Here is a 25,293-nt window from a genome sequence, read left to right as displayed (position 1 = left end):
CTCAGGCTCCTCCCGTTTTCGGCTCGCGCGGCAAGCCAAGCCCACGCTCTCCGATGATGTTCTTCTGGATGTTCGAGGAACCGCCACCGATGATCAGTCCGATGTCGTACATGTAGTCGATGTGCCAAGTGGTGGACGGATCGTCCTCCGCCGCCTCGCCCTGAGGCTCGTAGGCGAGCCCGGCGGAACCCAGCACGTCGACCGCCAGGGAGGCCAGGCGGTGCGCGAGCATCGTGCCGTGATACTTCACGATCAGGCGTCCGAGGCCTGAATCGACTCCCTCCGCCTGATCGGTCAACAGACGCAGATTGTGGTAGCGGGCCGCCATCACCTCGCCTTGCAGCCGCAGCAACCTGTCGCGCCATTCCGCGTAATCCAGAAGGCGGGAGCCGTCCGGCCGCCGCTCCTGCATCATCCGGCGAATGGCTTCGAGACGGTGTTGCAGCTTGTTGGCATCACCGAGAAGCAGCCGTTCGAATTTCAAGGTGATGTTGGCAACCTGCCAACCGTCGCCGCGCCCCATCACGATCTGGTCCACGGGCACGCGAACGTCGGTGAAGAAGGTCTCGTTGAACTCCGCCCGTCCTGTCATGGTGCGCAGCGGTCGAACCTCGATCCCCGGCGTGTTCATCGGAACCAGAAGGTAGGACAGACCGGCGTGCTTCGGCTTGTCAGGCTCTGTCCGGCAGAGCAGGAACATCATGTCGGCGTAGTGGGCCGAGCTCGTCCAGATTTTCTGACCGTTGATGACGAACAATCCGTCCTGCACCGTCGCGCGCGTGTGCGCGGCGGCGAGATCCGAACCGGATCCGGGCTCCGAGTAGCCCTGGCACCAGATCACCTCGCCCCGAATGGTAGGACCGACCCAACGCCGCTTTTGCTCTTCCGTGCCGACCTCCAGCAGTGTCGGCACCAGCATGCTGATACCCTGGTTGTGGATGCCCGGCGAAACGCCGCTCCGGCTAAACGCGTCGGCGATGATCGCCATCTCGATGACATCATGAGGGGCGCCGAAGCCGCCATAGTCACGTGGTATGTTTCGGGCGAAGTAGCCGGACTCGAGCAGCAGCGCCTGCCACTCCAGAACCTTCCTGTCGGGCCGCTTGCGCCCGCCGCCAAGCTGGGGCGCACGGTCGCGGTGCCGGGCGATGAAGGCATTCGCTTCATCGCGTAGTGCCCGATGCTTCTCAGTCAGTGTCAGATCCATGGACGTCCTCGCTGTGCGATCCTCTCGGCGGCCCGCCGTGAACGAATACTCTTCCGCGCTCTGTCGCGAGGGCTCTGGTTCCAGAACCCCACCCTGCCCGGACCTGAGCCCGGAGCACGCGCAGGCCCACCAAGACGTTTTCGGTTACTACGAGCTTCGCGTGCCAGCATCGAGCTTGTGTATCCGCGCATTCTTGCCGGAGCCGGTCGACACGAGAAACTCTCCGGCACCATACCCCGCTTCGATGGGAATACGGAGGAGCCGCCCACCCTCCGCCGTACTGGCTTCCGGCCGGACGGTGACAACCCGGGATGCCCAAGCGGCGCCGAGTGCTTCGGCCACGGTTCGGTGTTGTCCGACCTTCTCCAGGTTCAACCGCGTTGGAAACAGGACCGTGCGGCGGCCCGTATCGGCGTCCTCGCACGCCTGACGTGGTGTCACCCAGACGGAGTCGACCGATTCCCTACCATCGTGACGCAGTAGGTGATCGAGCGGTGCCTCGGCGAGGAAAAAATGGGTATCAAACCGCTTGGGCATGTGCGGCGGCGTTATCCAGTGGGCGAAATGCACGAGCCGGTCGAAGGCCGCAACCAAACTTTCCTGCTCGACCATATCGGCGAAGCTGAGACTGCCCGCCTCGATTGCCTGCCGGTAAGTTGCACCCAACGCCTCCGCCCGGGCGCCGTCCAGCAGCGGCCCACGAGTGGCCGTTCGGGCGAACAGCACGCCGCATTCCTCGAAGGCTTCCCGCGCCGCGGCCGCCATCACGGTCAGCATTTCGTCGCTGATTTGGTCAGCACCGTCGGCCAAGCGGCGCCATCGGGGATCGGCATCTCCGGCGCTCGCGGAGCCGCCGGGAAACACCAAGGCTCCTGACGCGAACTCAATCTCGTGATGGCGAAGTACCATGAAAACTTCCAGCCCATCCGCGCCGTCACGCGCAAGCATCAGCGTCGCGGCGCTGCGCGGCGTCACAGGTTCGGTCACGAGCACACCTCGGCGTCGGAAGGATTGGATCTGATCAGGTCAGCCATGGCGAGCCACGGTCGGGGCCTGATCGGCAAGGGTGGCGGATAGTCTTTCAACCGCCTCGGCGTAGTCCTTCATGAAGTCATACACGACCGACCTGACGGACTGTTCCGTGTTCATCAGGCCCACGCACTGCCCGACAAAGTAGGCAGCGATCTCCTTGGCACCTTCGTGACCCGCCTCCGCGAGTTTGTCCACCTTGGCCATCGCCGGGCGTGCAAGAATGCCTTGCAAAGGCATCGGCAGGGGATCAGGCGCGCCCTTGACGCCCCATGCGTCCGACCAGGCGGACTGCAACTGCCGCGTCGGCTTGCCGGTCCTGCTGCGGGAACGCACCGTGTTGGCGGAAGACGCATTCAGCATCTTCTCTTTGACGGTGGGCGTCGTTTCTGCCTCCGTCGTCGTGAGCCAGACCGACCCGCACCAAACGCCGGCTGCACCCATCGCCATGCATGCGGCCATCTGGCGGCCCGTGGCGATCCCGCCCGCTGCCAGCACGTCGATGTTGTCGTAGTCCTGCACCGCCTGGATCACTTCGGGGACCAGCACCATCGTCGAGATCTCGCCGCAATGGCCGCCGGCTTCACCGCCCGCGGCGACCAGGACATCGACGCCCGCCTGTGCATGCTTGACGGCGTGGCGCCTGGATCCTGTCAAGGCGCCGACGAGGATGCCCCGCGAATGCGCCTCCGAAATGATGGACGCGGGAGGCACGCCGAGCGCATTGACGAACATCTTGATCGGATACCTGAACGCGATTTCCAGCATCTTGGCGGCGCCGCTCTCGCGCATGAAGGACGAGTCACGATCGTCGTATTTGCCTGTCCAGACGTCGGAACTATCGATGCCGTGCCGTTCAAGCAGGTTCGCAACGAATTTGCGATGCTCCTCTGGGACACTCCCCTGAAGCTCCGCGTTGTCCGAGTCGGAGTCCTTGCCTACCATGTTCTGGGGAATCAGCAGGTCGATACCGAACGGCTTTCCGTTGACACGCTCGTTGATCCAGTTCAGCTCGACAGCCAGCTTCTCCGGATTCAGGCCGACCGCGCCGAGGACGCCGAATCCCCCAGCATTCGTCACCTCGGCGACGACATCCCGGCAATGCGAAAAGGCGAAAAGGGGAAACTCGATTCCGAGTTTTCTGCAGAGCCTCGAGTTCATCATTTCCTCACCCCCGTCTATTCCATGAAATTGGCCGGCGTCCGTCTCAGCACATCTCCAGTTGCCGGTATCCTTCCGTTGCCACGGCGTTGGCCCTCGCGCGAAACGCGGGCGCGCTTCCGCTGTAGCGTGCAATGATCCGCGTCTGCTTGCCTTCGACGTTCTGGTTGATCCCGGTCATCCAACTATCGACGTCGTTCGAAAGCAGGCCTTCACCCGCCTTGAGCACGAAGCTGGTCCAGTCCTCGACCGCCTCGGACTTTGGTACGACATACGTGTAGCCATGCTGGCGCATGTACTCGATCAGGTTGGTGATCCAGAGGACGTTGTACTCGGCCGATCGCGGTATGTTGCCGAGAGCCGTGTGCGGACCGATGCACATGAACATGTTCGGGAAGTCCGCGATCTGGACTCCCAGGAATGTTTCGAGCGCGGCCCGCCATTTCTCCTTGAGCTTTGCTCCGCTGGCGCCGCGGATGTCGATGCGATCGAAGCTTCCGGTAATGGCGTCGAAGCCGGTGGCGTAAACGATCATGTCGAAGGCGAAGTCGCGGTCCGCGAACTCCACGCCGGTCGGCGTGATACGCCGGATCGGATTCTCGAGAACGCTGACCAGTTCGACATTCGGCTGGTTGAACACCTCGTAGTAGCCGGATTCCTGGGGAACCCGCCGTGTTCCGAACCCGTGATCTTTCGGGATCAGCAGATCGGCGACCTTCGGATCATGCACCCGTTCGCCAATCTTGCGGGCGACGAATTTCGAAACCTCGTCGTTGGCGGCACGATCCGTCATCATGTCCTTGAAGCCACCGACCCACATGGAGAAGCCGGGAGTCCGGTATTGTTTTTCCCAGAACGCCTCTCGTTCTTCGAGCGGTAGATCGAAGGTCCGGCGACCATCGGGGGTGTGCAGGAATCCAGCCGAGGTCTGTTCGCAGAGCTGGAACATCTCAGGGTACCATGCGCGCAGCTGCTTCATTTCGTTCTTGGAAATTGGCCGGTTGTGCAACGGCTTACACCAGTTCGGGCGGCGCTGGAACACCGTGAGGGATTTCGCCGTCTTGGCGATTTCCGTTATGACCTGGACGCCACTCGCTCCCGTGCCGATCACGGCGACCCGCTTGCCCTCGAAAGTCACCGGATGTTTGGGCCACAAACCGGTATGATAGGCCTCGCCCGCGAAGCTTTCCCGTCCAGGGACTTTCGGAAAGGTCGGCGCGGAGAGCGGGCCGACCGCCGTTACGAGGAAGCGGCATGTGTGCCACGAACCGTCCTCCAACCGGACAGCCCAGGAGCGGGAGTCATCGTGGTAATGGCACGCGGTCACTTTGCTCGCGAAGCTGATACTGCGGCGGAGGTCGAACTTATCGGCGACGTGGTTCAGATATCGCTCGGTCTCCGGCTGTCCCGCGAAGTGCTCGCTCCAATCCCATTCGTCCAGCAGTTCCTGGCTGAAGGAATATGCGTACGAGTAGCTTTCGCTGTCGAAACGCGCCCCCGGATAGCGGTTCCAGTACCATGTCCCGCCGACGCCGGTGCCCATCTCGAACAGCCGGACATTCATGCCGAGGCGGTCGCGCAGGCAATGCAGCTGAAAAAGGCCGGATAAGCCGGCGCCGATGATGATTGCGTCCCATTCCGGTACGGGCGCCGGATCTGCGCGACGCAACGTTTCAGATGTCTGGATTTGCATTGATGCCGCTCCGGGTCCACAAGGTTGCGCTTGACGTGCGAATGACCTAGCGGCGGAACCTGACCGTGGCCCGCCCAGGCGTCATGATCTCGCCGGCCTCCGACTTGACGAACACCGAGATCTCCGCTTCGAGGTCGGCAGGTCTGACTGCCTCTATCCTTCCTCCGGAGATCAGCGTTTCGCCGAGGTAGCTTGCCCGTCGGTTCGAATACTCGAACTCGATGAGGTCGCCGTCATCGCCCAGCCAGTTGACAACGGCTTGCGTGAGCCAGTCGCCTTGCAGCGGACCGTCGACCACGATCGCGGGGTGCTTCTCCACCTCGGTGGTATAGCCGGCATCATAGTGGATGCGATGCGCGTTCCAGATCGCAGCATTATAGAGAAACAGGGATACGTTGGTCGGTGCATGACGACGCTCGGGCAGACAATCGCCGACCTGGATATTCTTGATATCTGGCATCACAAGGTTCCTTAGCGAACAATGCGCGTTTGTACTTCCTCGGCCACCCGCTCTCCGGTCTCGGTTCGCACGTCAATCCTGTAGACAAGGAAAATCAGGTCGCCTTTCGAGCCGCGCTTTTCATACATATCCGAAAGGGTGCAAACGGCCAGAAGTACGTCGCCGGGCTTTATCCGGTGGAAATAGCGCGTCTTCGTACCACCGGCCATGACGCGCTTCAGCGGCAGGTCAGGCAAGAGCGAGGTCGTGGCGATGCCGTCCGGCCCCAGTTCGTTCATGGGCACGAGCGGACGAAGCGCGCCGAACAGAAACATCGGCGGAGCCTCATCCCCGTCGAGGAATTTCTTCAGCCGCTGCTCCGTAGCGATCGAATACTTGATGATCTCGCGGCGACTTACCTCGACCCGCATCGGCGGATCAGACGCTCCGATCATAGCCCGTGCCTTGGCCGGTATCAGACCCATATCGTGATCTCGCCTACCGCTCGTCTCTCGTCGAGATTCTGGTACGACAGATTTCTCGTTCATCCATGGCATTAGTTTCTATCCTAGCCGCAACAATCTGACGCTTTCGGAAAGCCGTCCCGCCGCAGATTGCATCGCGCGGGTGAGCGACCCGAGCGCATCGTCGCCGAGGTCGTGGGAATGCCCCGCTGCCGTCAGGATCAGCAGCAGCTCCCATGAGGAGGACAGAACAGGCACTGAGACCTGCGTGACACCTTGGAACATGGTCCCGCGGTCGATCGCGAAACCCGATTGCTTCGCGTCCGTCACCCGCGCGACGAACTCGGGAAAGGAAGGCTTGCTGTACCACCTGACCTGCGCCAGGAGCGCCTCGAGCTCCGACTCGGTGCTGTTGCCGAATGCGGCCATGATCACCCCCGATGCGCCAGCCGGGCCGGGATATTGGCGCCCAACCATCACGTATAAATCGGTGCGAAACGCGGTACCGACCCAATCCAGCAAGAGCAGCGAGGAGCGGCCCAGCACCTTGGACAGGTACACCGAGACACCATGCGCGTCAGAAAGCGTATCCATTAGCGGGCGCGCCAAGTCCATCAGCCCGCTGCGGTGCAACACTCCGTACGCGAATTCGAGAATGTGCAGGCTTATCGAGTAGCTGCGCGTCGGCTCGTCATAGCCGACAAAGCCCTCAGCTTGCAGCGTGCGCAGGATGTTGTAGGCGGTGCCGCGATGCAGGCCTGCGGCGCGGGCGACCTCGCTCGCGTTCAAGGGCCGCTCGGATGCATGCAGCACGCGGAGAACATTTGCGGCCGCGACGATCGCGCCCACCGGCTTCCCGGGCGTTGCCGTAGTGCTGCCGGCCGCCGCCGATCCCCGATGGCTTGCACCGGTCGGCTCGCCTTCGAGGTCTTTCGCTTGAAGCGTTCTCGTTGAGCTCGCCGGCTCCCGGTCCATTCCTCTAACCTACCAAGCGCGTTGACGCATGCTGATGGGCATGATACGCACGCGCCTTGTCGGCGCAATAGAAATCGCATGTCTTATATTGAAGACATCCAGGAACGATATGCCCTTAGATCCGCAGATCCAGGCATTGCTCGACAAAGGAACGGGTGTGCCCGCCACGCACACCCTGCCGGTCGACGTGGCGCGCGCACAGTACGAGGCCCGGATCGCTTCGATGGCGCCGCCGGCTGCGGTCGCCGACGTGTGCGAGCGGACGATCGACGGACCGGGCGGGCCGTTGCGACTGCGCATCTATACGCCACTCGGGTCCGGCCCCTTTCCGCTGCTCGTGTTTTTTCACGGCAGCGGCTTCGTGCTGTGCAGCCTCGACACGCATGACGGCGTGTGTCGCAATCTGTGCGCCGGGGCGGCGTGTGTCGTCGTGTCGGTCGATTACCGGTTGGCCCCCGAGCACAAATTTCCCGCCGGAATTGAGGATTGCCTGCACGCTGTCCGCTGGGCGACTGCCCACGCCTCCGAACTCGGCGCCGATCCAACGCGCGTCGCCGTCGCGGGCGACAGCGCCGGCGGCAACATGGCCGCGGTTGCCGCGCTCAGGCTGCGCGACGAAGGCGGCCCGGCCCTGTGCGCGCAGCTGCTGCTCTACCCCGTGACGGACTACCACACGCCCGGCACGCCTTCATATGAGGAGAACGCCGAGGGCTACGGGCTCACCCGCGACACGATGAAGTGGTTCTGGAAGCACTACCTGAGCGATCCTGCCCAGGGAGCGCACCCACATGCCTCGCCGCTCCGCGCCCGTGATCTGTCCGGCTTGCCGCCGGCGCTCGTCATCACCGCCGAATACGATCCCCTGCGCGACGAAGGCGAATTGTACGCCGACAAGCTGCGCGCAGCCGACGTGCCGACGACCAAGACGCGCTATGACGGTGTCAACCACGGCTTCATGTTCTGGGTCGGCGTCGCGGACAAGGCCGGCGCGGCGATGAACGAAGCCTGCGAATGGCTGCGCGGCGCCTTTGCCGCTCCGCACCATTCCTGACTGACCCTGCCATCCGGAGCGCCATATGCGTCGCGGCGACGCGCACCTCCAAGCCCGCACAATTCGATCAGACCGATGGCATCGACGCGCTGATCGTCGGCGCCGGGTTCTCCGGCCTGTACCGGCTGCTCTGCCTGCGCGAACCGGCTCGGCGCCTCGGCGCTGGTGCTCGAGGCCACCTGGTACTGGAACCGCTACCTATGCGCGCGCTGCAATTTCGAGAATCTTGACAGGGTTCTTCGTGCTCTACCGCCTCCAAGCCTCAACTACGACCTCACCTTCACCATTCAGGGTGGCACCCTCCAGGTGCTGCGCGGCATCATCGCCCGCGGGCTCGGCCTGCGCTGACCGCAAGGGCGAAGGAGATCACATGACGTCTGCAGAGCAACCCGGCCGTGGCGGTCCCCTCGCCAGCGTGAAAGTGCTGGAGTTTGCCGGCATCGGGCCGGCGCCGATGGGCGCCATGATGCTGGCCGACATGGGCGCCGACGTTCTGACGATCGATCGCGTCGAGGCGGTCGAGCTCGGCAGCCCACGGACACCGGGCTTCGACCTGCTGCGCCGCAACCGGCTGGTCGCCAAGCTCGACCTCAAGAGCAAGGACGCTCAGGCCTGTGCGCTCGACCTCGCGGCGCGTGCCGACGTGCTGATCGAGGGCTTCAGGCCGGGCGTCATGGAGCGCCTCGGCGTCGGGCCCGAGCTCTGCCACGCGCGCAACCCGCGGCTGATCTATGCGCGCATGACGGGCTGGGGCCAGGTTGGCCCGCTTGCCAATCGAGCGGGGCACGACCTCAACTACATCGCGCTTTCGGGCGCGCTGCCCGCCATCGGCCGCGACGGCGGGCCGCCGACGCCGCCGCTCAACCTGGTCGGCGACTTCGGCGGCGGCGCCCTCTATCTCGTGGTCGGCGTGCTCGCCGCTCTGCAGTCGCGCCACACGACCGGCAAGGGTCAGGTCATCGACGTCGCCATGGTCGATGGCGCGCTATCGCTGATGACGGCCTTCTACGGCAGCTACTCCTCCGGCCGGATGTCGCTCGCGCGCGGCACCAACGTCGTCGACGGCGGCGCGCCCTACTACGACGTCTACCAGTGCGCCGATGGCGAGTACGTGTCGGTGGCCTCGATCGAGACGCGCTTCCGCCGTGACCTCTACAAGAGGCTCGGCCTCGATCCCGACAGCCTGATCGGTCAGGATGGCGCAGCGCAGCGCCACGCGCTGAAGCCGAAACTCGCCGCGATCTTCAAGCAACGCACGCGCGCCGAATGGTGCAAGGTCTTCGAGGGTAGCGACGCCTGTTTCGCCCCGGTGCTGTCGATCGCCGAGACGGCGGCGCATCCGCACAATGTCGCGCGCGGCGCGCTGCAGGTGATCGATGGCATCACCCAGCCGGCCCCGGCGCCGCGCTTCCAGGGCACGCCCTCGCCCGTGCCGCGACCGCCGCGCCGTTCCGGCACCGACACCGACGACGTACTGCCGCGCTGGGGCGTCGATGCCGACACGATCGGCCGCCTGCGCGCCGCCAACGTCCTCGCCTGAGCCAACGGAGCTGCCGTGCAGCCTTACCCCATCCTATCGCGATGTCGGCATGTCGCCCGCTGACCGCGCCGGGTGACCTGCCGAACTGGCGGAGTTCCCGCAGGTCGCCGGGTCCTGGCGCGGCTTGGCCCGCCGATGGCTCGAGACCCGCCCCGTCGCGAACTGCTCTTGCCTGCTAGAAACGCCAGAGGGAGCCGTGTCATGACACTTAGGGAGGCCGATAAGTCCGCTGGCATCGCTGAGGGCGATCTCACGGGTCTCGCCGACGCTGTGTTTCACGATATCTCGGATGGTGTGATTTGTGCCGACTGTGAGGGGCTTATTCGGTTCTGGAATGCCGGCGCGGAGCGCATCTTCGGCTTCTCGCGCGATGAGGCGGTTGGTCAGTCTCTCGAGATCATCGTTCCCGAACGCCTCCGGCAGCGCCACTGGGACGCCTACCGCCGCATGACGGAGACCGGGCAATCCCGGCATCTATCGAACGAACCCCTCTCGGTGCCCGCCCAGACCAAATCCGGACAGACGATCTCCATACAGTTCACGGTTGGGCCTCTGCCCGGTCCGTACGGCGTAGTGGCGGGTATCGTTGCGGTGCTGCGCTACGCGACCTTGACGTCTCAGGAACTGAGGAGACTCCGTGCGGACAAACGCGGGATGTAATCCCAATAAACCCATGCAGCGCGCCCGACGAAACAATATCGGTCGCAATCCGTCGCAAATGTTGGGCCCGATCAGGGTGCGATTGATGGAGCCTGCAACAAGCTCAATCGCCTGGACGCCACGGAACATGGACCAACTACGCCGCGTACAGTGAGCGCAGAGAAACAGAGCGCTGCGAACAGCTCGTCAAAGAGAACTTGACGAGTTGCGGCGCCACTCGAGGATTGGCAGGCTCGATGCGAGACGAGGATGTCGATGCGTCATGCGACGCTCGGCTGTCGTGTGATGGGGCCGTCGGGTTCCGAGGACCATCGAACCGAGCCAAGTAGGACGCGCCGGCTTGTGACGCCTGCGCCAGCCTGCGCCCTACATGGAGTGCCACCAACTGCAGGCCAGCGTCGGCCAATATGGCGTGTTCAACGGTAAGCGCTGGCGCGCTGTAATCTACCCGATGGTCCGCGATCGCATTCTAGCCAGCGTATAGCCGGCCTCAGCCGACGGCCGATTTCTCGGGAATTTCCAGCCCCAACGTGTCACGCAACGTCTTGCCGGGATATTCCTTGCGGAATAGCCCGCGCCGCTGCAGTTCCGGCACCACCAGGCGAACGAAATCCTCGTAGGCGCCCGGCATATGGGTCGCGGCGATGACGAAGCCGTCGCAGGCACCGCCGTTGAACCACTCCTCCATCTGGTCGACGATCGTCTTCGGCGTGCCAATGAGTGTCGGCACTTCGCGAATCGTGCCGCGGCCACTGAATTGCACGAAGTCGCGCGTCGTCGGGTTGGCCTTGCCGCTGGTCAAGATCACCCGGTCGCGCATCGCCTGCAACCCGTTGATTGACTTGAGCTCGGCATCGGTAAATGGCTCGTCGATCGGCTTGCTGGCGAAATCGAAATTCAGCACCTCCGACAGCAACGCCAGTGAATCCATCGGGTGGGCCAGCTTGTCGATCAGCGCTGCTTTGTCTTCCGCCATCGACTGGGTCTCGCCCGGCACGACGTATACAGCAGGGGCCACTTTGACCTTGTCGGGATCGCGGCCGGAGGCCGAGACTTGCTGCTTGAAATCGGCGTAGGCCTTCTTGCCGAGCGCCAGATTGGCAAAGATCACGAAAATCAACTCACCCCATCGGGAAGCGAACGTCTTGCCGCGGCCGCTCTGCCCCGCCTGGATGATCACCGGATGGCCCTGCGGCGAGCGGGGCACAGTGAATGGCCCGCGGGAGCGGAAGAACTTCCCTTTGTGGTCAAGCCGATGGACCTTCGAGGGATCTGCGAAAATGCTCTTATCGCGATCCATCACGATCGCATCATTCTCCCAAGTGTTCCAGTGGCCGAGCACCACTTCCATGAACTCATCGGCGCGGTCGTAGCGCAGGTCGTGCTCCAAATGCTCGGTCTGGCTGAAGTTCATCGCCTCCGAGTCGTTCAGCGACGTCACAACATTCCAAGCGGCGCGACCGCCGATCATGAGGTCGAGCGTGGCGAAGACGCGGGCGACGTGGAACGGCTCGTAGTAGGTCGTCGAGTAGGTCCCGCCGATGCCCAGATGCTGCGTCGCCAGCCCCATCGCAGTCATGATCGAGATCAGATCCATCTTCACGACGCGAACGCCATGCTTGACCGAAACCTGATAGTCGTCACCATACCGGTCCGGCATAGCCAGTCGGTCGTCGAAGAAAGCGAGATCGAACCTGCCCTCTTCCAGCGTGCGAGCAATGCGCTGGTAGTACTGGGCGCTCATGAAATCGGGCATGGTTTGCGGATGGCGCCATGACGCGGGGTAGTTTGAGCAGTTCTGCGCCTGCATGAACGCCACCAGCGTCATTTGCCGATTCTTCTGATCACTCATGACCTGACCTCCTTTTTCTCCTGGCGCGGTGTGACCAGCGATCCGGCCGCATCTCGCAGGCCTAATCAATACCCGTGACATAAGGAACAAGAGGGAATGGCATGCCAAGTCGGCCGCTGCCGTCGCATTCCCGAGCCTTCAAATACTTGATCATCTAACGATCAGGTTTATCGACTGGCCAGTTTGGCCTTAAGCGCATCGTATTTGGCGGCGACGTCCTGGTGCTGCTTGCGGAATTCGGCGCTAACTTCTTCCGCCAGCTTCTCGAACTCTTCCACCGGCTTGCCGCTCAGCCGAGTGGAAATGCCACCCTTGCCCACCATGTTTTCCAGCGCGCTGATGTCTTCGGCCATCGCCTCCGGCCATTGCTTCTTCATGGCATCGGCAGTCGCGGCCAGCACCGCCTCGCGATCGGCCTGCGGCAGGCTGGCGAGCCAGTTCTTGTCGACCACGATCGCATAGGTGATGATGTTCATGCCCGGCACGATGGTCGCATACTTCGCCGTGGTACCGACCATTTCCCAGCCGCCCGGCGAAGTATAGACCATGTCAATCGCGCCCTGGACAAAGGCGGTCGCGATCTCCGTCGTGGCCAATGTCACTGGACTGGCGCCGTAGCGGGTCATCAGATTCTGCAGCACACGACCGCTGGGCACCCGCACCTTCTTGCCTTTCATGTCCGTAACCGCGGCGATGGGCGACTTGGAGAGGAAGATCCCCTCTGAAGTGCGCGCGATGCCCAGGACCTTCAGCCCCTTATCCTCGACCAGCGAGGACATCATCGTCGTGAGCCCGGCACGAAATTCATCATGCTGCATCATTGAGTCCTTGACGCCGAACGGCAGGCCGATGATGCCGCAGGCCTGATTGACGTTCTCCAGCCAGTTGCTGGCCGGCCAGACCATGTGCACGGCGCCAGTGCTGAGCGCCGCAAGCGCATCCTTATCCTTGTAAAGCGTGCTGGCGTGGAACACTTTGGCGTTGATGCGCCCATTGGTGCGCTTGGTGATGTCAGCTGCCAGCTCATCCATCTGCCTGGCCTTCCAGTGCGTGGCGGCGATCTCCGAGGTGATCACCATGTCGGCCCCCATCGCCAGTACCGGCGTCAAAATGGCGGCGACCCCGATTGCGGCTGTGGCAACTATTCCTGCGAACTTCATTGCGTCCCTCCTCCTTAAAAATCCTGTGCGTCCCCCTCAAAGCAGAGCCAGCGCGAGCCAGGGAAAGGCGTTGATCAGTACCAGCGCGAACAGACGCATGCCGTAGAATCGGATCACCGCCTTTACGATGCCCTCAAGCCTGATGCCGGTTATCTGGCTTATGACGAACAGGTTCAGTCCGACCGGCGGCGTGATGGTGGCGATCTCGACCAGCGCCGTCATGATGACCGCGAAATGGATCGGATTGATGCCGAGAACGGTGGCGATGGGAAACAGAACCGGAGCGGTAAGGATAATCAGCGACACACCGTCGAACACGCAGCCAAGGATCAGCAGCATGACGTTAGCCACAATCAGAAAAGTGAAGGCATCTATGCCCAGAGACCGGACGAGAGTAACCAGCTCCGTCGTCAGTCCCAGCCGTGTCAGAAGGAACGACAGTAGGCTGCCCGCCATCACGACCATGAAGATCATCACCGATTGCAGCACGGCCTCGCTCGAAGTAGCCCAGAACTCCCGCAGGTTGATCGTGCGATAGACGATCAGCGCAAGTATGGCGGCATAGACCACCGCGAAGCCCGAGACCTCGGTAGGTGTCATTACGCCGAAATAGATGCCGCCGATGATCAAGACAGGCAGCAGCAGCGCCGGACCGGACTTGCGCGACTGCTTGCCGAATTCGCGCCAGTCTGGCCGGCCGGTCTTGATCCCGTATTTGTTCCGCCAGGACATCCAGGCGGTGGCCACGGCCAGCAAAGAGGCTTCGAGAAGCCCGGGGATGATGCCGGCGATAAACAGGTCGGTGATCGGCAGCTGCATCATCGCGCCGATCAGAATGAAGGACAGCGATGGCGGGATCATGATGCCCAGCGTACCGCCTACCGCCACCAGCGCGGCAGCGAATCCCTTTGGATAACCCTCCTGCGGCAGCACCCGCGTGGCAACCGGACCCAGCGCCGCCGCGCAGGCGACGCTGGAGCCATTGATCGCGGCGAAGAACACCGACGCAACGAGCAGGCTGATGGCCACGCCGCCGCGGACGCAGCGCAGCACCGAGCCCAACGTGGAGAAGATCATCTCCGCGATGCTCCCTCTTGTCGCAAGATTGCCGGCCAAAATAAAAAACGGGATGGCCACCAGCGCATAGCTGTCGAGCGAGCTAAAGGCGACATGAGCCAGCGTCACCGACGGCACATCCAGCGAGAACAGTAGCAGGATGGTGGCGATAAGCCCCAGAGCGACGGCTATCTGCTGGCCTGACGCGATAAGCATGAACAGCAGGACGATTGCGATACCGGTAAGCATCAGGCGTTTTCCGGGCGGGCCGACTGGAAGGGATCCCTGCCCTTGAACACCAGAACGGTGCAGTAGACGAAATAGAAGAACAGCAGAAGGGCGCCGACCAACAGCCCGATCTTCACGATCCACAGCGGCAGGTCCATCGTCTCGCTCACCATGGCCAGGCGCCGCAGATGCAGCGTTTGCACCCATCCCGCCCAAACCAGCATTGCCGAGAACAGCAGGCCGCCCAAGCAGCTGGCGACATTCAACACCCGCTTGAGCCAGAGCGGGCAGCGATCGAAGACAAGTTCGGTGCGAATGAAATGGCCGCGGCGCGGGGCCAGCCCGAACACCAGGAAGATCGACCACAGCACGAAATAGCGCACCACCTCTTCCGCCCATGGGTAGCTCGTGCTGAACAGCGTCCGCGCCGTCGCCTCCAGCAGCATGACGCTGGCGGCCACCAGCATCAGCCCGGTGCTGATACTCCACAGCCCGCGGCGCTCGAACGTGTCGAGCGCCCCCAGCCATCGCGGCGTGAAAGGCTGCGAACCCGTTCCGGCTCCGCGGTCGCCGGGCAATGCCATGTCAGATAACTCCTCGGGATTTCAGCTTGGCAAGCTTTTCGGCCGTCAATCCCAGCAGTTCGCCATACACGTCGGCGGTATTGGCGCCATGTCGGCGGCCCAGATGGGAGACCCGGCCCGGCGTCTTCGACAGGCGGGGCAGCACCGCTGGAACGACGATCTCGCCGGCGTCGGGATCCTGGATCGTCAGCAAGCTGCCGCGCGCCGCGAAATGCGGATCGGCGAAGATATCGGCAATGCTGTTGACCGGTCCGCAGGGAATCTCGTCCCTCAAACACGTCGCCATGAGTTCGTCGCGCGTCTGCCGCCCGATCCATTCGCCGACGACGCCATTGATGAATTCGCGATTGTCGAGGCGCGCCCGCATGGTCTCGTAGGTGCCTGGCGCGACGAGATCAGGCCGCCCCATCGTGTGCGCGAGCTTCTCGAATATCTTATCGCTCGAGCAGGCGAGCGCTACCCATTCATCATCGCCACACTGGTAGTGGCTGTGCGGCACGATCGTCGCCGTGTCGGCGCCCATACGCTTGCGCACGACGCCGAATTTGGCATAGGCGGGCGCCAGCTCGTCGAGCAGGCGGAAAGTCGATTCATAGAGGGCGGCGTCGACGAACTGCCCCTCGCCGGTGCGATCGCGGTGGCGTAGAGCCATAAGCGCACCGATCGCGCCGTACAGCCCGGTGATATAGTCGCCCAGCGAGGTCGAACCGGGGATCACAGGCGGTCGGCCGGCCTCGCCAGCAAGATAGGTCAGTCCGCTGAAAGCATGGCCTATGCGCGCGAACCCCGGGCGGTCCTTGTACGGGCCTTCCTGACCATAGGCTGTAATCCGGATCATAACGATGTCGGACTTGACCGACGCCAGGTCCTTGTAGCCGAGCCCCCAGCGCTCCATGGTTCCGGGCCGAAAATTTTCGACCACGACGTCGGCCTGTCGGACAAGCTGCCTGAACAGCTCGGCTCCTTCCGGTTTGCCAAGATTCAACGTCGCGGTGCGCTTGTTGCGCGCTTCGCTGAGCCAGGTAAGCGAGTCGCCGGATTCTGCCTTCATACCGATGTTGCGCATTGGGTCAGCGAACTCCGGATGTTCGATCTTGATCACGTCCGCGCCGAACTCCGAAAAGATGGTGGCGCAAAACGGTCCCGCGAGGAACGTCGCCACGTCGAGGACGCGAATCCCATCGAGCGGCAGTCTAGATTTCGTGCCTTCCGACATTGTTTCCGCTCCGCTCACTTCCCGCGCTCCTTGACCAGCGCGTGCCGTTCGAGCAGCGCGTCCGCTAGTTTGATGTGCGCCAAATCGACCAGCTTGCCATCCATCTGGATGGCGCCGTTCCTCCCGGACGCCGCCATCGCCTCCTTAACCGCCTTAGCCCAGGCAAGCTCCTTGGCATCCGGCGCATAGACTTCATTGGCGATCTCCACTTGGGACGGGTGGATCGCCCATTTGCCTTCGAAGCCCAGTGCGGCGGCTCGTTCAGCCGACGACCTGAATCCCTCCGGATCCTTGAAATTCGCATAAGGTCCATCGAGTGGCCGCAATCCGAAGGCACGACAAGTCGTGGCGATCCGCGCCAGCGCGAAGTGCCAAGGGTCGTTCCAATGTTTCTCGGTTTCGCCCTTTTCGTTTCGAGCGAACATTCGATAGCGCGGGTTCGCCTGACCGGTGAACGGATCACGCGCCCGCATACTGATTGTAAAATCGCCAACGCCGAAGATCATTGCCTCCAGACGATCGCTGGCGCGGGCGATTTCTTCGACATTCGCCAGCCCTGCCGCAGTTTCGATCAGCACTTCTATGCCAATCGGATTCCGGCGGCCGATCGTGGCCTCAATGCCGTTCAATAGCTGCTCGACCACGTAGACGTCGGCGGCCATATTGGTCTTCGGCAGTAGAACGAGATCCAAGCGAGGACAGCGCTCGGCAACGGCGATGATGTCCCGATAAGCCCATGGCGTATCGAGGCTGTTGACCCTCACCGCCATTACCTTGTCGCCCCAGTCGATCTCATTGAGCGCTGCCACTGCAAGGTCGCGGGCCTTGTCCTTGAGTTCGGGAACGACGGCGTCTTCGAGATCGAGGAAAATGCCGTCGGCCGGCCCCTTGGCCGCCTTTTCGAAGAACTTCTCGGAACTCGCCGGAACGGCGAGTTCGGAACGTTGCAGCCGGACCTTGCGCAGCTCTCTGGAACGGGGAAACACGCTGATCGCCTCGTGAACTCGCGATTGTGTGGCGGAAAAGAAGTCGGTAAGCGAACGCCGTCGCTTGCTTATGCGATGCGGCGGCGCCGGTTACTTCAATCCTCCGCAGGGCGTTGGTTTAATCGCGCCCTTGACGAAATTAGACCGCCTGTCGTTTGATCGTTCAATCGAAAATATGCTATCTATTAATTGATGAATCGGATCAATATCGGACCGGACGAGTTGGAGACATTCATCGCCGTCTCCGAACTCGGAAGCTTCCGGCGCGCCAGCGAGAAGCTCGGCATTTCGCAGCCTTCCGTGACCGGCCGCGTGCAGCGGCTTGAAACGGTGCTCGGCGTCAAGCTGCTCAACCGCACAACGCGGTGTGTCACCATGACCGAAGCCGGCGAGCGGCTACGCCTGCGCGCCGAGCACACGGTCATGGAATTGCGCTCGCTCATGCAGGAGTTCCGGGACGAGGCGACGTTGCGGCGCGGCAGGGTGGCGATTGCCGCCTCGCCCACCGTTGCTGCATCGGTCCTGCCACCGATCATCCGGCAGTTTACCCGGGTCAATCCCGGCATAACGCTGACACTGACCGACGAATTCGTCGGCACCGTGCTTCAGAAGATCAGCAGCGCCGCCGTCGATCTAGCCATCATTCCCTTCGCCGGCACTGGCACGGAGTACGATTTTGAGCCGCTGTTCTACGACGAATTCTTCGTCGTCGCGCCGCGCAACCATCCTATCGCGCGTCGCGAGGTCGCAGACATCGAGCAGATCAGCAAGTACCCTCTGCTGACCCTGCCGCGGGAATCGGCAGTCTGGTTCACGCTGCGAGATGAATTCGAAAGCCGCGGCCTGAAATTCGAGCCCACCTTCCAAGCGTACAATCTGTTCACTCTGGTCGGGCTTGTCGAGGCGGGGCTTGGACTGTCGCTTCTACCGCAGATCATCGTCTCCCGGCTCAACTTGAATGCCGTTACGACGGTGCGCATTAGCGACGGCGCCATGCGCCGGCATATCGGCATCGTCACCCTGCGCGGCCGCGCCCTGCCGCCGGCGGTCGATGCTTTCATCCGCAGCCTGCGCGCCTTGCGCAAGCCGAAGCCGGACGCCAAGCTTAGAGTCCGGCTTTGCCGACTTCGTCCGCGATGATCGCCGCTTGCAGCACGTCCGCTGACGCTGCGAAGCTGCGATACTTCTTCGGAATGCTGCGGCCGAAGTAGCCACGCTCCAACAGTATCGCCTGCCAGTCCAGTGTTTTCTGATCGGGGAGCTTGCGACCGCCGCCGACCCTCGGCGAGCGTTGTCCTTCCTTGGCAGTGAAAGCGCGAACCCTTTATTATAACGCCTTATGCGATCCGAATACTCGAGATCCATCAGCGCTTCTCCTGCCTCGAGCGCTGTCCTGCACCATGTCGTGCGAACGCTAGGTCGTGTGGACTCTAGGGATTCCGTGCGGGTTCGAGACATGATTCAAGGCGGTCTTTTGGAGGGCAGCCTTGGGAGTTCTGGACCGTCTGATCCTGCGGGATGACCAGTGGAAACGGATGTCGCGGCATATCATCGGCGATGAGCGCACGCGCGGCACGTCTGGCCGGGACAATCGCCTGTTCGTGGAGGCGGTGCTTTGGATCGTATGAACTGAGACGATATTGACCTGACAGTTTGCGCCACACCGGGTGTCGCGAAGGGAGGGGCCGCAGGCCCCGAGCGCAGCGATGCCCGGTGTGGCCACGCCGCTCCCGGCCGGGGTTAGGATGGTGTTGTGAAGCACATCCAACCTCGAACGGAGAACGACATGACCACGGAGAAGAAGGTAGCACGGCGCAAGCTGACTTTGCTCGAGCTTGCCGGCCAACTCGGCAATGTCAGCAAGGCCTGCCGCATCGTCGGCTACAGCCGCCAGCAGTTCTACGAGATCCGGCGCAACTTCCAGACCTACGGTGCCGACGGCCTGCTCGACAGGATCGCCGGCCCGCGCAATCCGCACCCCAACCGGGTCGGCGAGGACGTCGAGAAGGCCATCCTCGACCATTGCCTGGCCCACCCCTGCCACGGCGCCCTGCGGGTCGCCGGCGAGCTGGCGCTGGCCGGCATCCCGGTCTCGTCGAGCGGGGTGCGTGGCGTGTGGAGCCGCCACGGCCTGCTCGGCAAGCATGACCGGCTGATGCGACTGGAGAAGGCCTCGGCCGACCGGGTCGTGCAGCTCAACGAAGAACAGGTGGCGGCCCTCGAACGCTTCAGCCCGGAGTTCCGCGAACGCCACATCGAGGCCCACTACAGCGGCGATCTGGTGGCCGTCGACACCTTCTTCGTCGGCCACCTCAAGGCGATCGGCAAGGTCTACCTGCAGACCGCCATCGACTGCTGCTCGCGCTTCGCCTGGGGCCGCCTCTACACCAACAAGATGCCGCTGACCGCCGTGCATCTGCTCAACACCGATGTCGTGCCCCACTTCGAGGAACACGGCGTGCCGATCAAGACCGTGCTGTCGGACAATGGCCGCGAGTTCTGCGGCCGGCCCGACCGCCATCCCTACGAGCTGTTCCTCCAGCTCGAAGGCATCGAGCATCGCAAGACCAAGGTGCGCCGGCCGCAATCGAACGGCATCGTCGAGCGCTTCCATCGCACGCTGCTCGACGAGCACTTCCGCGTCGAGGGTCGCAGGACCTGGTTCGAGACCGTCGAGCAGATGCAGGAGGCGCTCGACGCCTACCTCGTCACCTACAACACCGCGCGGCCCCACCAGGGTCGCGGCATGAATGGCCGCACGCCCGGCCGTGCCTTCCTCGATCGCATCCCCGCAAACGACAACCCACAGGAGGACAACGAACAGAACATCGACCAGACTGAAGCCGCCTGACCACCGGTTCCGGCGCGGCAACTGTCAGCCGATTACTGTCTCAGTACAGATCGTACGAACAGGTTCGCCGTGGCGCGACCTTCCGGAGGTGTTCGGCAGTTGGAACACTGTGTTCCGGCGCTTCAGCCGGTGGAGCCACAAAGGCGTCTGGCAGCGCCAGACGCCTACAATTCCGTGTCTCCCGCAAGGAGGCGTTGCACGATCATGCGACGCAAAACTTCATTTGTGCCGTCCGCCACGTTGACCGAGCGAACGTCTTGCCACGCATGAACAAGCTCAAGCTCGTTGGTGAAACCCATGGCGCCATGAGTTTGGATAGCGCGATCCAGCGCCCGGGCACCGATCTCCACCGCATAGGCCTTGGCCATCGATAGCTCCTTCACCGCCCGCTCGCCGCGGTCGATCAAGGCCGCCGCATTCAACGCGAAAAGATGCGCCGCATGCAGCTCTATCGCCGCTTCGGCCAATGGAAACGTCACGCCCTGGTATTCCGCGATCGGCTTGCCGAAAGCCTCACGCCGTTGTGTGTACGCAGTGCTGCCTCAATCGCCCAACGGCCAAGTCCCACAGCACGAGCTGAATTGTAAATGCGGCCAATAGAAACACCCAACAGTCCGATGCGGAAGCCCTCATGCAGTTCACCGACCAGCTGCCAAGGCTCGACCTGCACGTCCTCCAGCACGATGGAACCCTCGTTGCCGCCCACCGCCCCATGCATGCGGATGACACTCTCCAGCCTGAAGCCTGGTGATGCGGTCGGCACGAGAACGGCGCTGATACCGCCAGCCCGGCGTGACGCACGGTCCGGATCGGTCACGGCAAAGACGATGCAATAGTCCGCCTGCGGTGCGTTCGTCGTCCAGATCTTGCGGCCGTTGAGTCGCCAGCCAGAGTCGGTTTGTCTCGCCTTCGTGCGGGTCATGGTCGCATCCGAGCCGGCGCCAGGCTCAGACATGCCGAAACACATCGATGTCCGGCCCTCCATCATACCCGCTAGAATCTCGGAGCGTGCGCGATCTGTGACTTTCAATAGGACCGGGCTTGGACCGAAGGCCCAGTGGCTGACCGCATAAGCACCCAGCCAATTGTGGCTGCCACACATACGATAGATGCGCTCCCACACAACGAAGTAGGCAAGCATGCCCATGCCTGCCCCACCCAGCTCCACAGGCATCGACATCGAATAGTAACCAGCCTTTGCGGCCGCAATGCGCACGCCTCGAATATGGTCGACCACAGCAGGGACATAGCGGCCATCCTCGCTGTACATGCGACGCGGATCGGACAGCAGCGCATGATCGCTCTGGCGCGCGGAAGCACCTCTTTGCGAAGGAAACCTTCGATGCCATCCGCTATTGCGATGGCGCCGTCAGGAATCGGAAAGGCAATGGCGGTCAATGTGATCCTTGAAATGGTTGTCGGTTGCCTGGTGCAGCTTCGGAGCACACGCGCGCATTCCCAAACGCGACAGAGCCTGACGTGATGCGGGATTAGAGGGAGACCGTCCCGCCATCGACGGCAATCGTTTGGCCTGTCACCATCGAGCTGGCATCGGAAGCAAGATAGAGGATTGTGCCAACCAGGTCGTCGGTTGTGAGGACACGGCGAATGGACTGGCCAGAGACAATAGCCTTCACGGCGTCTTCCTTCTTCTCGCCGAAGAACTGGCTCATGCCGTCTGTCTCAACGACCGCAGGGGCCACTGCGTTGACACGTATGTTGAAGCGGCCCAGTTCGCGCGCGAGACCTCGCGTCAATCCAATCACGGCCGCCTTAGACGTCGTGTAATGCAGGGCGTTGGGCAAACCGTATGTCGCAGCCAACGAGGAGATATTGACCACGGAGCCACCCCGTTCGCGCATGGGCGGCACGAAGGCACGGCAGCAATTCCACACGCCGGTGACATTGACACGCATGCATGACGCCCAGTCATCCTCGGCGATAGTATCAAAGCGACCCGACTTGAGCGTCGCAAACAGTGCAGCGTTGTTGACCAGCACGTCCACCCGGCCAAGCCGGGTGAGGGCGTCGTCCGCCGCGGCGCGGCAACTGGTCATGTCTCCAACATCGCATCGCCGGCTGAATGCCCGACCGCCGTTAGTCTCAATATCGCGAAGCGTATCGCTGCAATCCGAGAGATCGAGCGCAACGACCGTAGCCCCAGCCTTGGCAAGCCCCTGCGCATAGGCACGGCCGAGGCCTCTCGCCGCGCCCGTCACAACTGCTATCCTGCCGGTCAGATCAGTCTGGGCCATTGTCATTCTCCTTCACACTGGCGCTCGGCTCCGTTCCCCTCTAGGTCATCGACTGAGCAGTGGCCAGACCTGTCGCCCGCCTCGTTCATGCAAGGGCGTCGCGACGGAACACCGACTCGTCCGCCAGGATGTCGAGTGGTCAGGTGTATTTGCGCACATCGTCGATCACCTTGCCGTCGTTAGGCAGGCTGCCCGGCGCCACGAACTCCACGCGTCCTCGGACCTTGCAGATATTCTGGATGTTGCCTTCCACCGCCTTAGCCAGGTCGGCGGAGCCCCCTATGAACTCGGCTTTCAAGATCATGACGTCTTGCTGATCGACCCAGTCGACGACGAGCCGCACGCGGCCGAACTCCGGATGACGCCGGGCGACCAGCGCAATCTGCGCTGGGTCAACAAACATACCCTTGACCTTGGTGCGCTGGTCGGCACGCCCCATCCAACCCTTGATGCGCATGTTTGTCCGGCCACAAGGGCTGATGCCGGGCAGCACGGCGGATAGATCACCGGTTCCGAAGCGCACCAGAGGATAGGCCTTGCTGAAGGTCGTAACAACCACTTCGCCTACCTCGCCGTCGGCAACGGGATCGCCGGTGCCCGGCCGCACGATCTCGACCAGAACGCCTTCGTCGACGATCATGCCCTCCAGGGCTTGGGATTCGTAGGCGATGATGCCCACGTCTGCCGTGCCATAGCTCTGAAAGGCCGCTATGCAACGGTCGCGAAACATTTGGCGAAGCGAAGGTGGCAGCGCCTCGGCGCTGACAAAGGCCCTTCGAATCGACGAAATGTCCTTGCCAAGGTCATCAGCTTTCTCGAGGAGAATCTTTAGAAACGAGGGTGTTCCAACATAGCTGCCCGGTCGGATGGCTTCTATGGCGTCGAGCTGCAACTCGGTCTGGCCGACACCTCCCGGCACGACCGCGCAGCCCAATGACCGCGCTGCGGCCTCCATCATGAGGCCGGCCGGCGTGAGGTGGTAAGAAAAGGTATTGTGAACGATATCGCCGGCACGAAACCCTGCCGCATACATGGCCCGTGCGCCGCGCAAATAGTCCTTTTCAGCGGTATCGATCTCGAAAATGGGCCCCGGCGACATGAAGATGTGCTGGACTTGCGCGAGCGGCACGCTGAGCAGCCCTCCCATCGGCGGATTCCTCTTCTGCACGGCACTTAGGTCCTCTTTGCGCAGAATTGGAAGGCGTGCGAGCGCGGCGCGGCTCGTTACCGTGGCCGGATCGACGTCCTTCAGCCATTCGACGAAGAACGGCGCATTGACCTTAGCATGCGCGACTTGCGCCTTTAGGGCGGCGGCCAATGCAATCTCTCGTTCTTCGGACGAACGTGTTTCAAGAGTGTCAAAATATTCGGTGCGTTCCATATCTAATGCCGCCTTTCTGAGCGTCTCTGAACATCCGCTAAGACCGCGAAGATCTGCGATGCCGGCATTACTTCACAGAGTCCGAGGCATGCATAAACTGGCCGTGTTCAATCGAAGCTGGACCTCCGCCAGGCCGGAATTCTCGCCCACTTTGCGGTCACTCCTTGCACCCCAGTCTTTTGGTTATCCGTTCCATTAGTACCGAACATTCATTAGAATCTCAATATGCGGCCTTTCAAGAGGCCCCAATCTATAGCAAGTATTGCAGGCATATTCGAATTAACATTAGAACATTCTTGTGGCATGCTCACCTCACGTAGGGGTGAAGGCAGCCGTCGCCACACCCTTGCTGCGGCATGTGGAGAGCGCATGGAGTATGTCGGCCTCGGGCTGTTCTGGACTGACCTCAAGGTCGGCCAGAAATTTCGCACCATCAATCGCACCATCACCGAAGCTGATCTGGTGAATTTCATCAATGCCACAGGCATGGTCGAGATGATCTTCACCGACGCGACGTTCAGCGAGCAACACGGTGCCATGCGAGGCCGTCCGGTGCCGGGTGCTCTTTGCTACTGCTTCGTCGAAGGCCTCTTGGTTCAGGCCACGATGCAGCATACCGGGCTCGCCATGCTGGAATCGACCATCAAGGTCCACGCTCCGACCAATGTCGGCGATACTATTCACGGCGAAGTGGAAGTGACGGCGATCCGGCCAACCAGCAAGGGGAATCGGGGAATCGTCGCGACGACCAATAGCATCGTCAATCAGCGCAACGAGATAGTGATAACCTACAATGTGACCCGCATGATGGCGGGGCGGAGCTGAAGCCATCGCGCCTCGTCCTTCGTCAGCCAACCCCGCCATTGGTCGCCGTACAAAGGGCGAAACCCGAGTCTAGTCTCTAGGGTCCAGACTTATAGAATCCACCATACGATAGCAGCGACGAGACAGACCGAAGCGAGGACGTTTCTCGCCAGCCTTTCGTAGCGAGTGGCGATGCGGCGGAAGTCCTTGAGCCGGCAGAACGCATTCTCGATGCGGTGCCGGTGCTTGTAGGCTTTCTTTTCGAAGCGGAAGGGCTGCTTTCGATTGGACCTGTTGGGAACGACGGCCTTGGTGCCGCGGTCTTTGAGCCATTGGCGCAACTCTGCACTGTCGTAGGCCTTGTCGCCGAGGAGCTTGCGGGCCGCCTTGGTGCGGCGGATCAAGCGCGGGGCGGGCGGACAATCGTGCGCCTCACCTCCGGTCAGCAGGATGGAAAGAAGGTAAGCGGTGTTTTCAGGCCACATTGCTCTGAGGTGAGGCGCTGAGGCGAGTTTCCGACAGCGAGGTCAAGGGAGCTGGACCTATGTCGGACACAGTGATTAAGCCCATATCGGAGCCGGCTCGGCGGCTGGAGATCTTCACTGGTGCTGGTCGGCGGCGGACGTGGAGCGCCGTGCAAAAGGCGGCGATCGTGGCCGAGAGCGTCGACGGCAATGGTCAGTGAGCGCGGTAGCACGCCG

26 protein-coding genes and 2 pseudogenes are annotated in these 25,293 nt (G+C 62.3%); 10 read left to right on the top strand and 18 right to left on the bottom strand.

Annotated elements, in window-relative coordinates; translation table 11 throughout:
* Window position 1 precedes the first annotated feature (1 nt).
* The 7 genes from ACT6UX_RS18080 to ACT6UX_RS18050 all read right to left on the bottom strand — a co-directional run bounded on the left by ACT6UX_RS18080 (window position 2) and on the right by ACT6UX_RS18050 (window position 6,968).
* Window positions 2-1,207, bottom strand: coding sequence for an acyl-CoA dehydrogenase family protein (locus tag ACT6UX_RS18080; RefSeq protein WP_444776541.1), 1,206 nt, complete (start codon window positions 1,205-1,207; stop codon window positions 2-4).
* A gap of 147 nt (window positions 1,208-1,354) precedes the next feature.
* A complete protein-coding gene (locus tag ACT6UX_RS18075; protein WP_444776540.1) occupies window positions 1,355-2,194 on the bottom strand; it encodes an NUDIX hydrolase in 840 nt (279 codons plus the stop codon).
* 39 nt (window positions 2,195-2,233) lie between these two features.
* The gene (locus ACT6UX_RS18070; RefSeq protein WP_444776539.1) at window positions 2,234-3,397 is read right to left on the bottom strand and encodes a nitronate monooxygenase; all 1,164 of its coding nucleotides are present in this window, start codon (window positions 3,395-3,397) and stop codon (window positions 2,234-2,236) included.
* Window positions 3,398-3,443: 46 nt separating this feature from the next.
* Window positions 3,444-5,090: a flavin-containing monooxygenase gene (locus ACT6UX_RS18065; RefSeq protein WP_444776538.1), complete on the bottom strand. Its 1,647-nt coding sequence runs from the start codon at window positions 5,088-5,090 to the stop codon at window positions 3,444-3,446.
* Window positions 5,091-5,136: 46 nt separating this feature from the next.
* Complete coding sequence (locus tag ACT6UX_RS18060; protein ID WP_444776537.1) at window positions 5,137-5,550, bottom strand: hypothetical protein; 414 nt, start codon at window positions 5,548-5,550, stop codon at window positions 5,137-5,139.
* A gap of 11 nt (window positions 5,551-5,561) precedes the next feature.
* Complete coding sequence (locus tag ACT6UX_RS18055; RefSeq protein WP_444776536.1) at window positions 5,562-6,014, bottom strand: FAS1-like dehydratase domain-containing protein; 453 nt, start codon at window positions 6,012-6,014, stop codon at window positions 5,562-5,564.
* Window positions 6,015-6,092: 78 nt separating this feature from the next.
* On the bottom strand, window positions 6,093-6,968 hold the full coding sequence (locus ACT6UX_RS18050; protein WP_444776535.1) for an IclR family transcriptional regulator: 876 nt from the start codon (window positions 6,966-6,968) through the stop codon (window positions 6,093-6,095).
* A gap of 28 nt (window positions 6,969-6,996) precedes the next feature.
* Here ACT6UX_RS18050 and ACT6UX_RS18045 point away from each other — a divergent pair, with 28 nt between their 5' ends.
* The 5 genes from ACT6UX_RS18045 (at window position 6,997) to ACT6UX_RS18025 (ending at window position 10,703) form a co-directional block, all read left to right on the top strand.
* Entirely contained in the window at window positions 6,997-8,019 is a 1,023-nt protein-coding gene (locus ACT6UX_RS18045; protein WP_444776534.1) for an alpha/beta hydrolase fold domain-containing protein, read from the top strand.
* Between the two features lie 165 nt (window positions 8,020-8,184).
* On the top strand, window positions 8,185-8,367 hold the full coding sequence (locus ACT6UX_RS18040; protein WP_444776533.1) for a hypothetical protein: 183 nt from the start codon (window positions 8,185-8,187) through the stop codon (window positions 8,365-8,367).
* A 22-nt stretch (window positions 8,368-8,389) separates the two neighbouring features.
* Window positions 8,390-9,559 (top strand): CaiB/BaiF CoA transferase family protein, encoded by a 1,170-nt coding sequence (locus ACT6UX_RS18035; protein ID WP_444776532.1) that lies wholly within the window; start codon window positions 8,390-8,392, stop codon window positions 9,557-9,559.
* A gap of 201 nt (window positions 9,560-9,760) precedes the next feature.
* Window positions 9,761-10,219, top strand: coding sequence for a PAS domain S-box protein (locus ACT6UX_RS18030; RefSeq protein ID WP_444776531.1), 459 nt, complete (start codon window positions 9,761-9,763; stop codon window positions 10,217-10,219).
* A gap of 370 nt (window positions 10,220-10,589) precedes the next feature.
* Window positions 10,590-10,703, top strand: coding sequence for a hypothetical protein (locus ACT6UX_RS18025; RefSeq protein ID WP_444776530.1), 114 nt, complete (start codon window positions 10,590-10,592; stop codon window positions 10,701-10,703).
* A gap of 6 nt (window positions 10,704-10,709) precedes the next feature.
* Here the strand turns inward: ACT6UX_RS18025 and ACT6UX_RS18020 are convergent, their stop codons facing one another.
* The 6 genes from ACT6UX_RS18020 to ACT6UX_RS17995 form a co-directional block, all read right to left on the bottom strand.
* Window positions 10,710-12,071 (bottom strand): LLM class flavin-dependent oxidoreductase, encoded by a 1,362-nt coding sequence (locus ACT6UX_RS18020; protein WP_444776529.1) that lies wholly within the window; start codon window positions 12,069-12,071, stop codon window positions 10,710-10,712.
* A 167-nt stretch (window positions 12,072-12,238) separates the two neighbouring features.
* Window positions 12,239-13,231, bottom strand: coding sequence for a TRAP transporter substrate-binding protein DctP (dctP, locus tag ACT6UX_RS18015; RefSeq protein WP_444776528.1), 993 nt, complete (start codon window positions 13,229-13,231; stop codon window positions 12,239-12,241).
* Between the two features lie 36 nt (window positions 13,232-13,267).
* Window positions 13,268-14,536, bottom strand: a complete 1,269-nt coding sequence (locus tag ACT6UX_RS18010; RefSeq protein WP_444776527.1) for a TRAP transporter large permease — start codon at window positions 14,534-14,536, stop codon at window positions 13,268-13,270.
* Window positions 14,536-15,099, bottom strand: a complete 564-nt coding sequence (locus ACT6UX_RS18005; RefSeq protein ID WP_444776526.1) for a TRAP transporter small permease — start codon at window positions 15,097-15,099, stop codon at window positions 14,536-14,538. Before ACT6UX_RS18005 ends, ACT6UX_RS18010 begins: the two co-directional genes overlap by 1 nt.
* Window position 15,100: 1 nt before the next feature.
* Window positions 15,101-16,315, bottom strand: a complete 1,215-nt coding sequence (locus tag ACT6UX_RS18000; protein ID WP_444776525.1) for a CaiB/BaiF CoA transferase family protein — start codon at window positions 16,313-16,315, stop codon at window positions 15,101-15,103.
* Window positions 16,316-16,329: 14 nt separating this feature from the next.
* Window positions 16,330-17,301: an HpcH/HpaI aldolase/citrate lyase family protein gene (locus ACT6UX_RS17995; RefSeq protein WP_444776524.1), complete on the bottom strand. Its 972-nt coding sequence runs from the start codon at window positions 17,299-17,301 to the stop codon at window positions 16,330-16,332.
* A gap of 192 nt (window positions 17,302-17,493) precedes the next feature.
* On the opposite strand from ACT6UX_RS17995, the gene ACT6UX_RS17990 reads away from it, so the two are divergent.
* The 4 genes and pseudogenes from ACT6UX_RS17990 to ACT6UX_RS17975 all read left to right on the top strand — a co-directional run.
* Window positions 17,494-18,441 carry a LysR family transcriptional regulator gene (locus tag ACT6UX_RS17990; RefSeq protein WP_444776523.1) on the top strand — a complete coding sequence of 316 codons (948 nt, stop codon included), beginning with the start codon at window positions 17,494-17,496 and terminating at the stop codon, window positions 18,439-18,441.
* 347 nt (window positions 18,442-18,788) lie between these two features.
* Window positions 18,789-18,926, top strand: a pseudogene (locus tag ACT6UX_RS17985) (IS5/IS1182 family transposase); the annotation flags it as partial.
* Between the two features lie 161 nt (window positions 18,927-19,087).
* A complete protein-coding gene (locus ACT6UX_RS17980) occupies window positions 19,088-20,152 on the top strand; it encodes an IS481 family transposase (RefSeq protein ID WP_444776522.1) in 1,065 nt (354 codons plus the stop codon).
* A 49-nt stretch (window positions 20,153-20,201) separates the two neighbouring features.
* A pseudogene (locus ACT6UX_RS17975) lies at window positions 20,202-20,309 on the top strand (transposase); the annotation flags it as partial.
* A 7-nt stretch (window positions 20,310-20,316) separates the two neighbouring features.
* Here ACT6UX_RS17975 and ACT6UX_RS17970 read toward each other — a convergent pair.
* From ACT6UX_RS17970 to ACT6UX_RS17955, 4 genes are all read right to left on the bottom strand, one after another.
* The gene (locus tag ACT6UX_RS17970; RefSeq protein ID WP_444776521.1) at window positions 20,317-20,631 is read right to left on the bottom strand and encodes an acyl-CoA dehydrogenase family protein; all 315 of its coding nucleotides are present in this window, start codon (window positions 20,629-20,631) and stop codon (window positions 20,317-20,319) included.
* On the bottom strand, window positions 20,628-21,422 hold the full coding sequence (locus ACT6UX_RS17965; protein WP_444776520.1) for an acyl-CoA dehydrogenase family protein: 795 nt from the start codon (window positions 21,420-21,422) through the stop codon (window positions 20,628-20,630). The genes ACT6UX_RS17970 and ACT6UX_RS17965 overlap by 4 nt, the downstream gene beginning before the upstream one ends.
* A 220-nt stretch (window positions 21,423-21,642) precedes the next feature.
* Window positions 21,643-22,407, bottom strand: a complete 765-nt coding sequence (locus ACT6UX_RS17960) for an SDR family NAD(P)-dependent oxidoreductase (protein ID WP_444776519.1) — start codon at window positions 22,405-22,407, stop codon at window positions 21,643-21,645.
* A 139-nt stretch (window positions 22,408-22,546) separates the two neighbouring features.
* On the bottom strand, window positions 22,547-23,788 hold the full coding sequence (locus ACT6UX_RS17955) for a phenylacetate--CoA ligase family protein (RefSeq protein ID WP_444776518.1): 1,242 nt from the start codon (window positions 23,786-23,788) through the stop codon (window positions 22,547-22,549).
* Between the two features lie 369 nt (window positions 23,789-24,157).
* Here ACT6UX_RS17955 and ACT6UX_RS17950 point away from each other — a divergent pair, with 369 nt between their 5' ends.
* Window positions 24,158-24,613 (top strand): MaoC family dehydratase, encoded by a 456-nt coding sequence (locus ACT6UX_RS17950; RefSeq protein ID WP_444776517.1) that lies wholly within the window; start codon window positions 24,158-24,160, stop codon window positions 24,611-24,613.
* 89 nt (window positions 24,614-24,702) lie between these two features.
* Here the strand turns inward: ACT6UX_RS17950 and ACT6UX_RS17945 are convergent, their stop codons facing one another.
* Window positions 24,703-25,077, bottom strand: a complete 375-nt coding sequence (locus ACT6UX_RS17945) for an IS5 family transposase (protein ID WP_444776516.1) — start codon at window positions 25,075-25,077, stop codon at window positions 24,703-24,705.
* Between the last annotated feature and the right edge of the window lie 216 nt (window positions 25,078-25,293).

It is taken from the genome of Reyranella sp., from assembly GCF_052439685.1.
Taxonomy (GTDB): domain Bacteria; phylum Pseudomonadota; class Alphaproteobacteria; order Reyranellales; family Reyranellaceae; genus Reyranella.
This window is presented reverse-complemented; position numbering and strand designations above follow the sequence as displayed.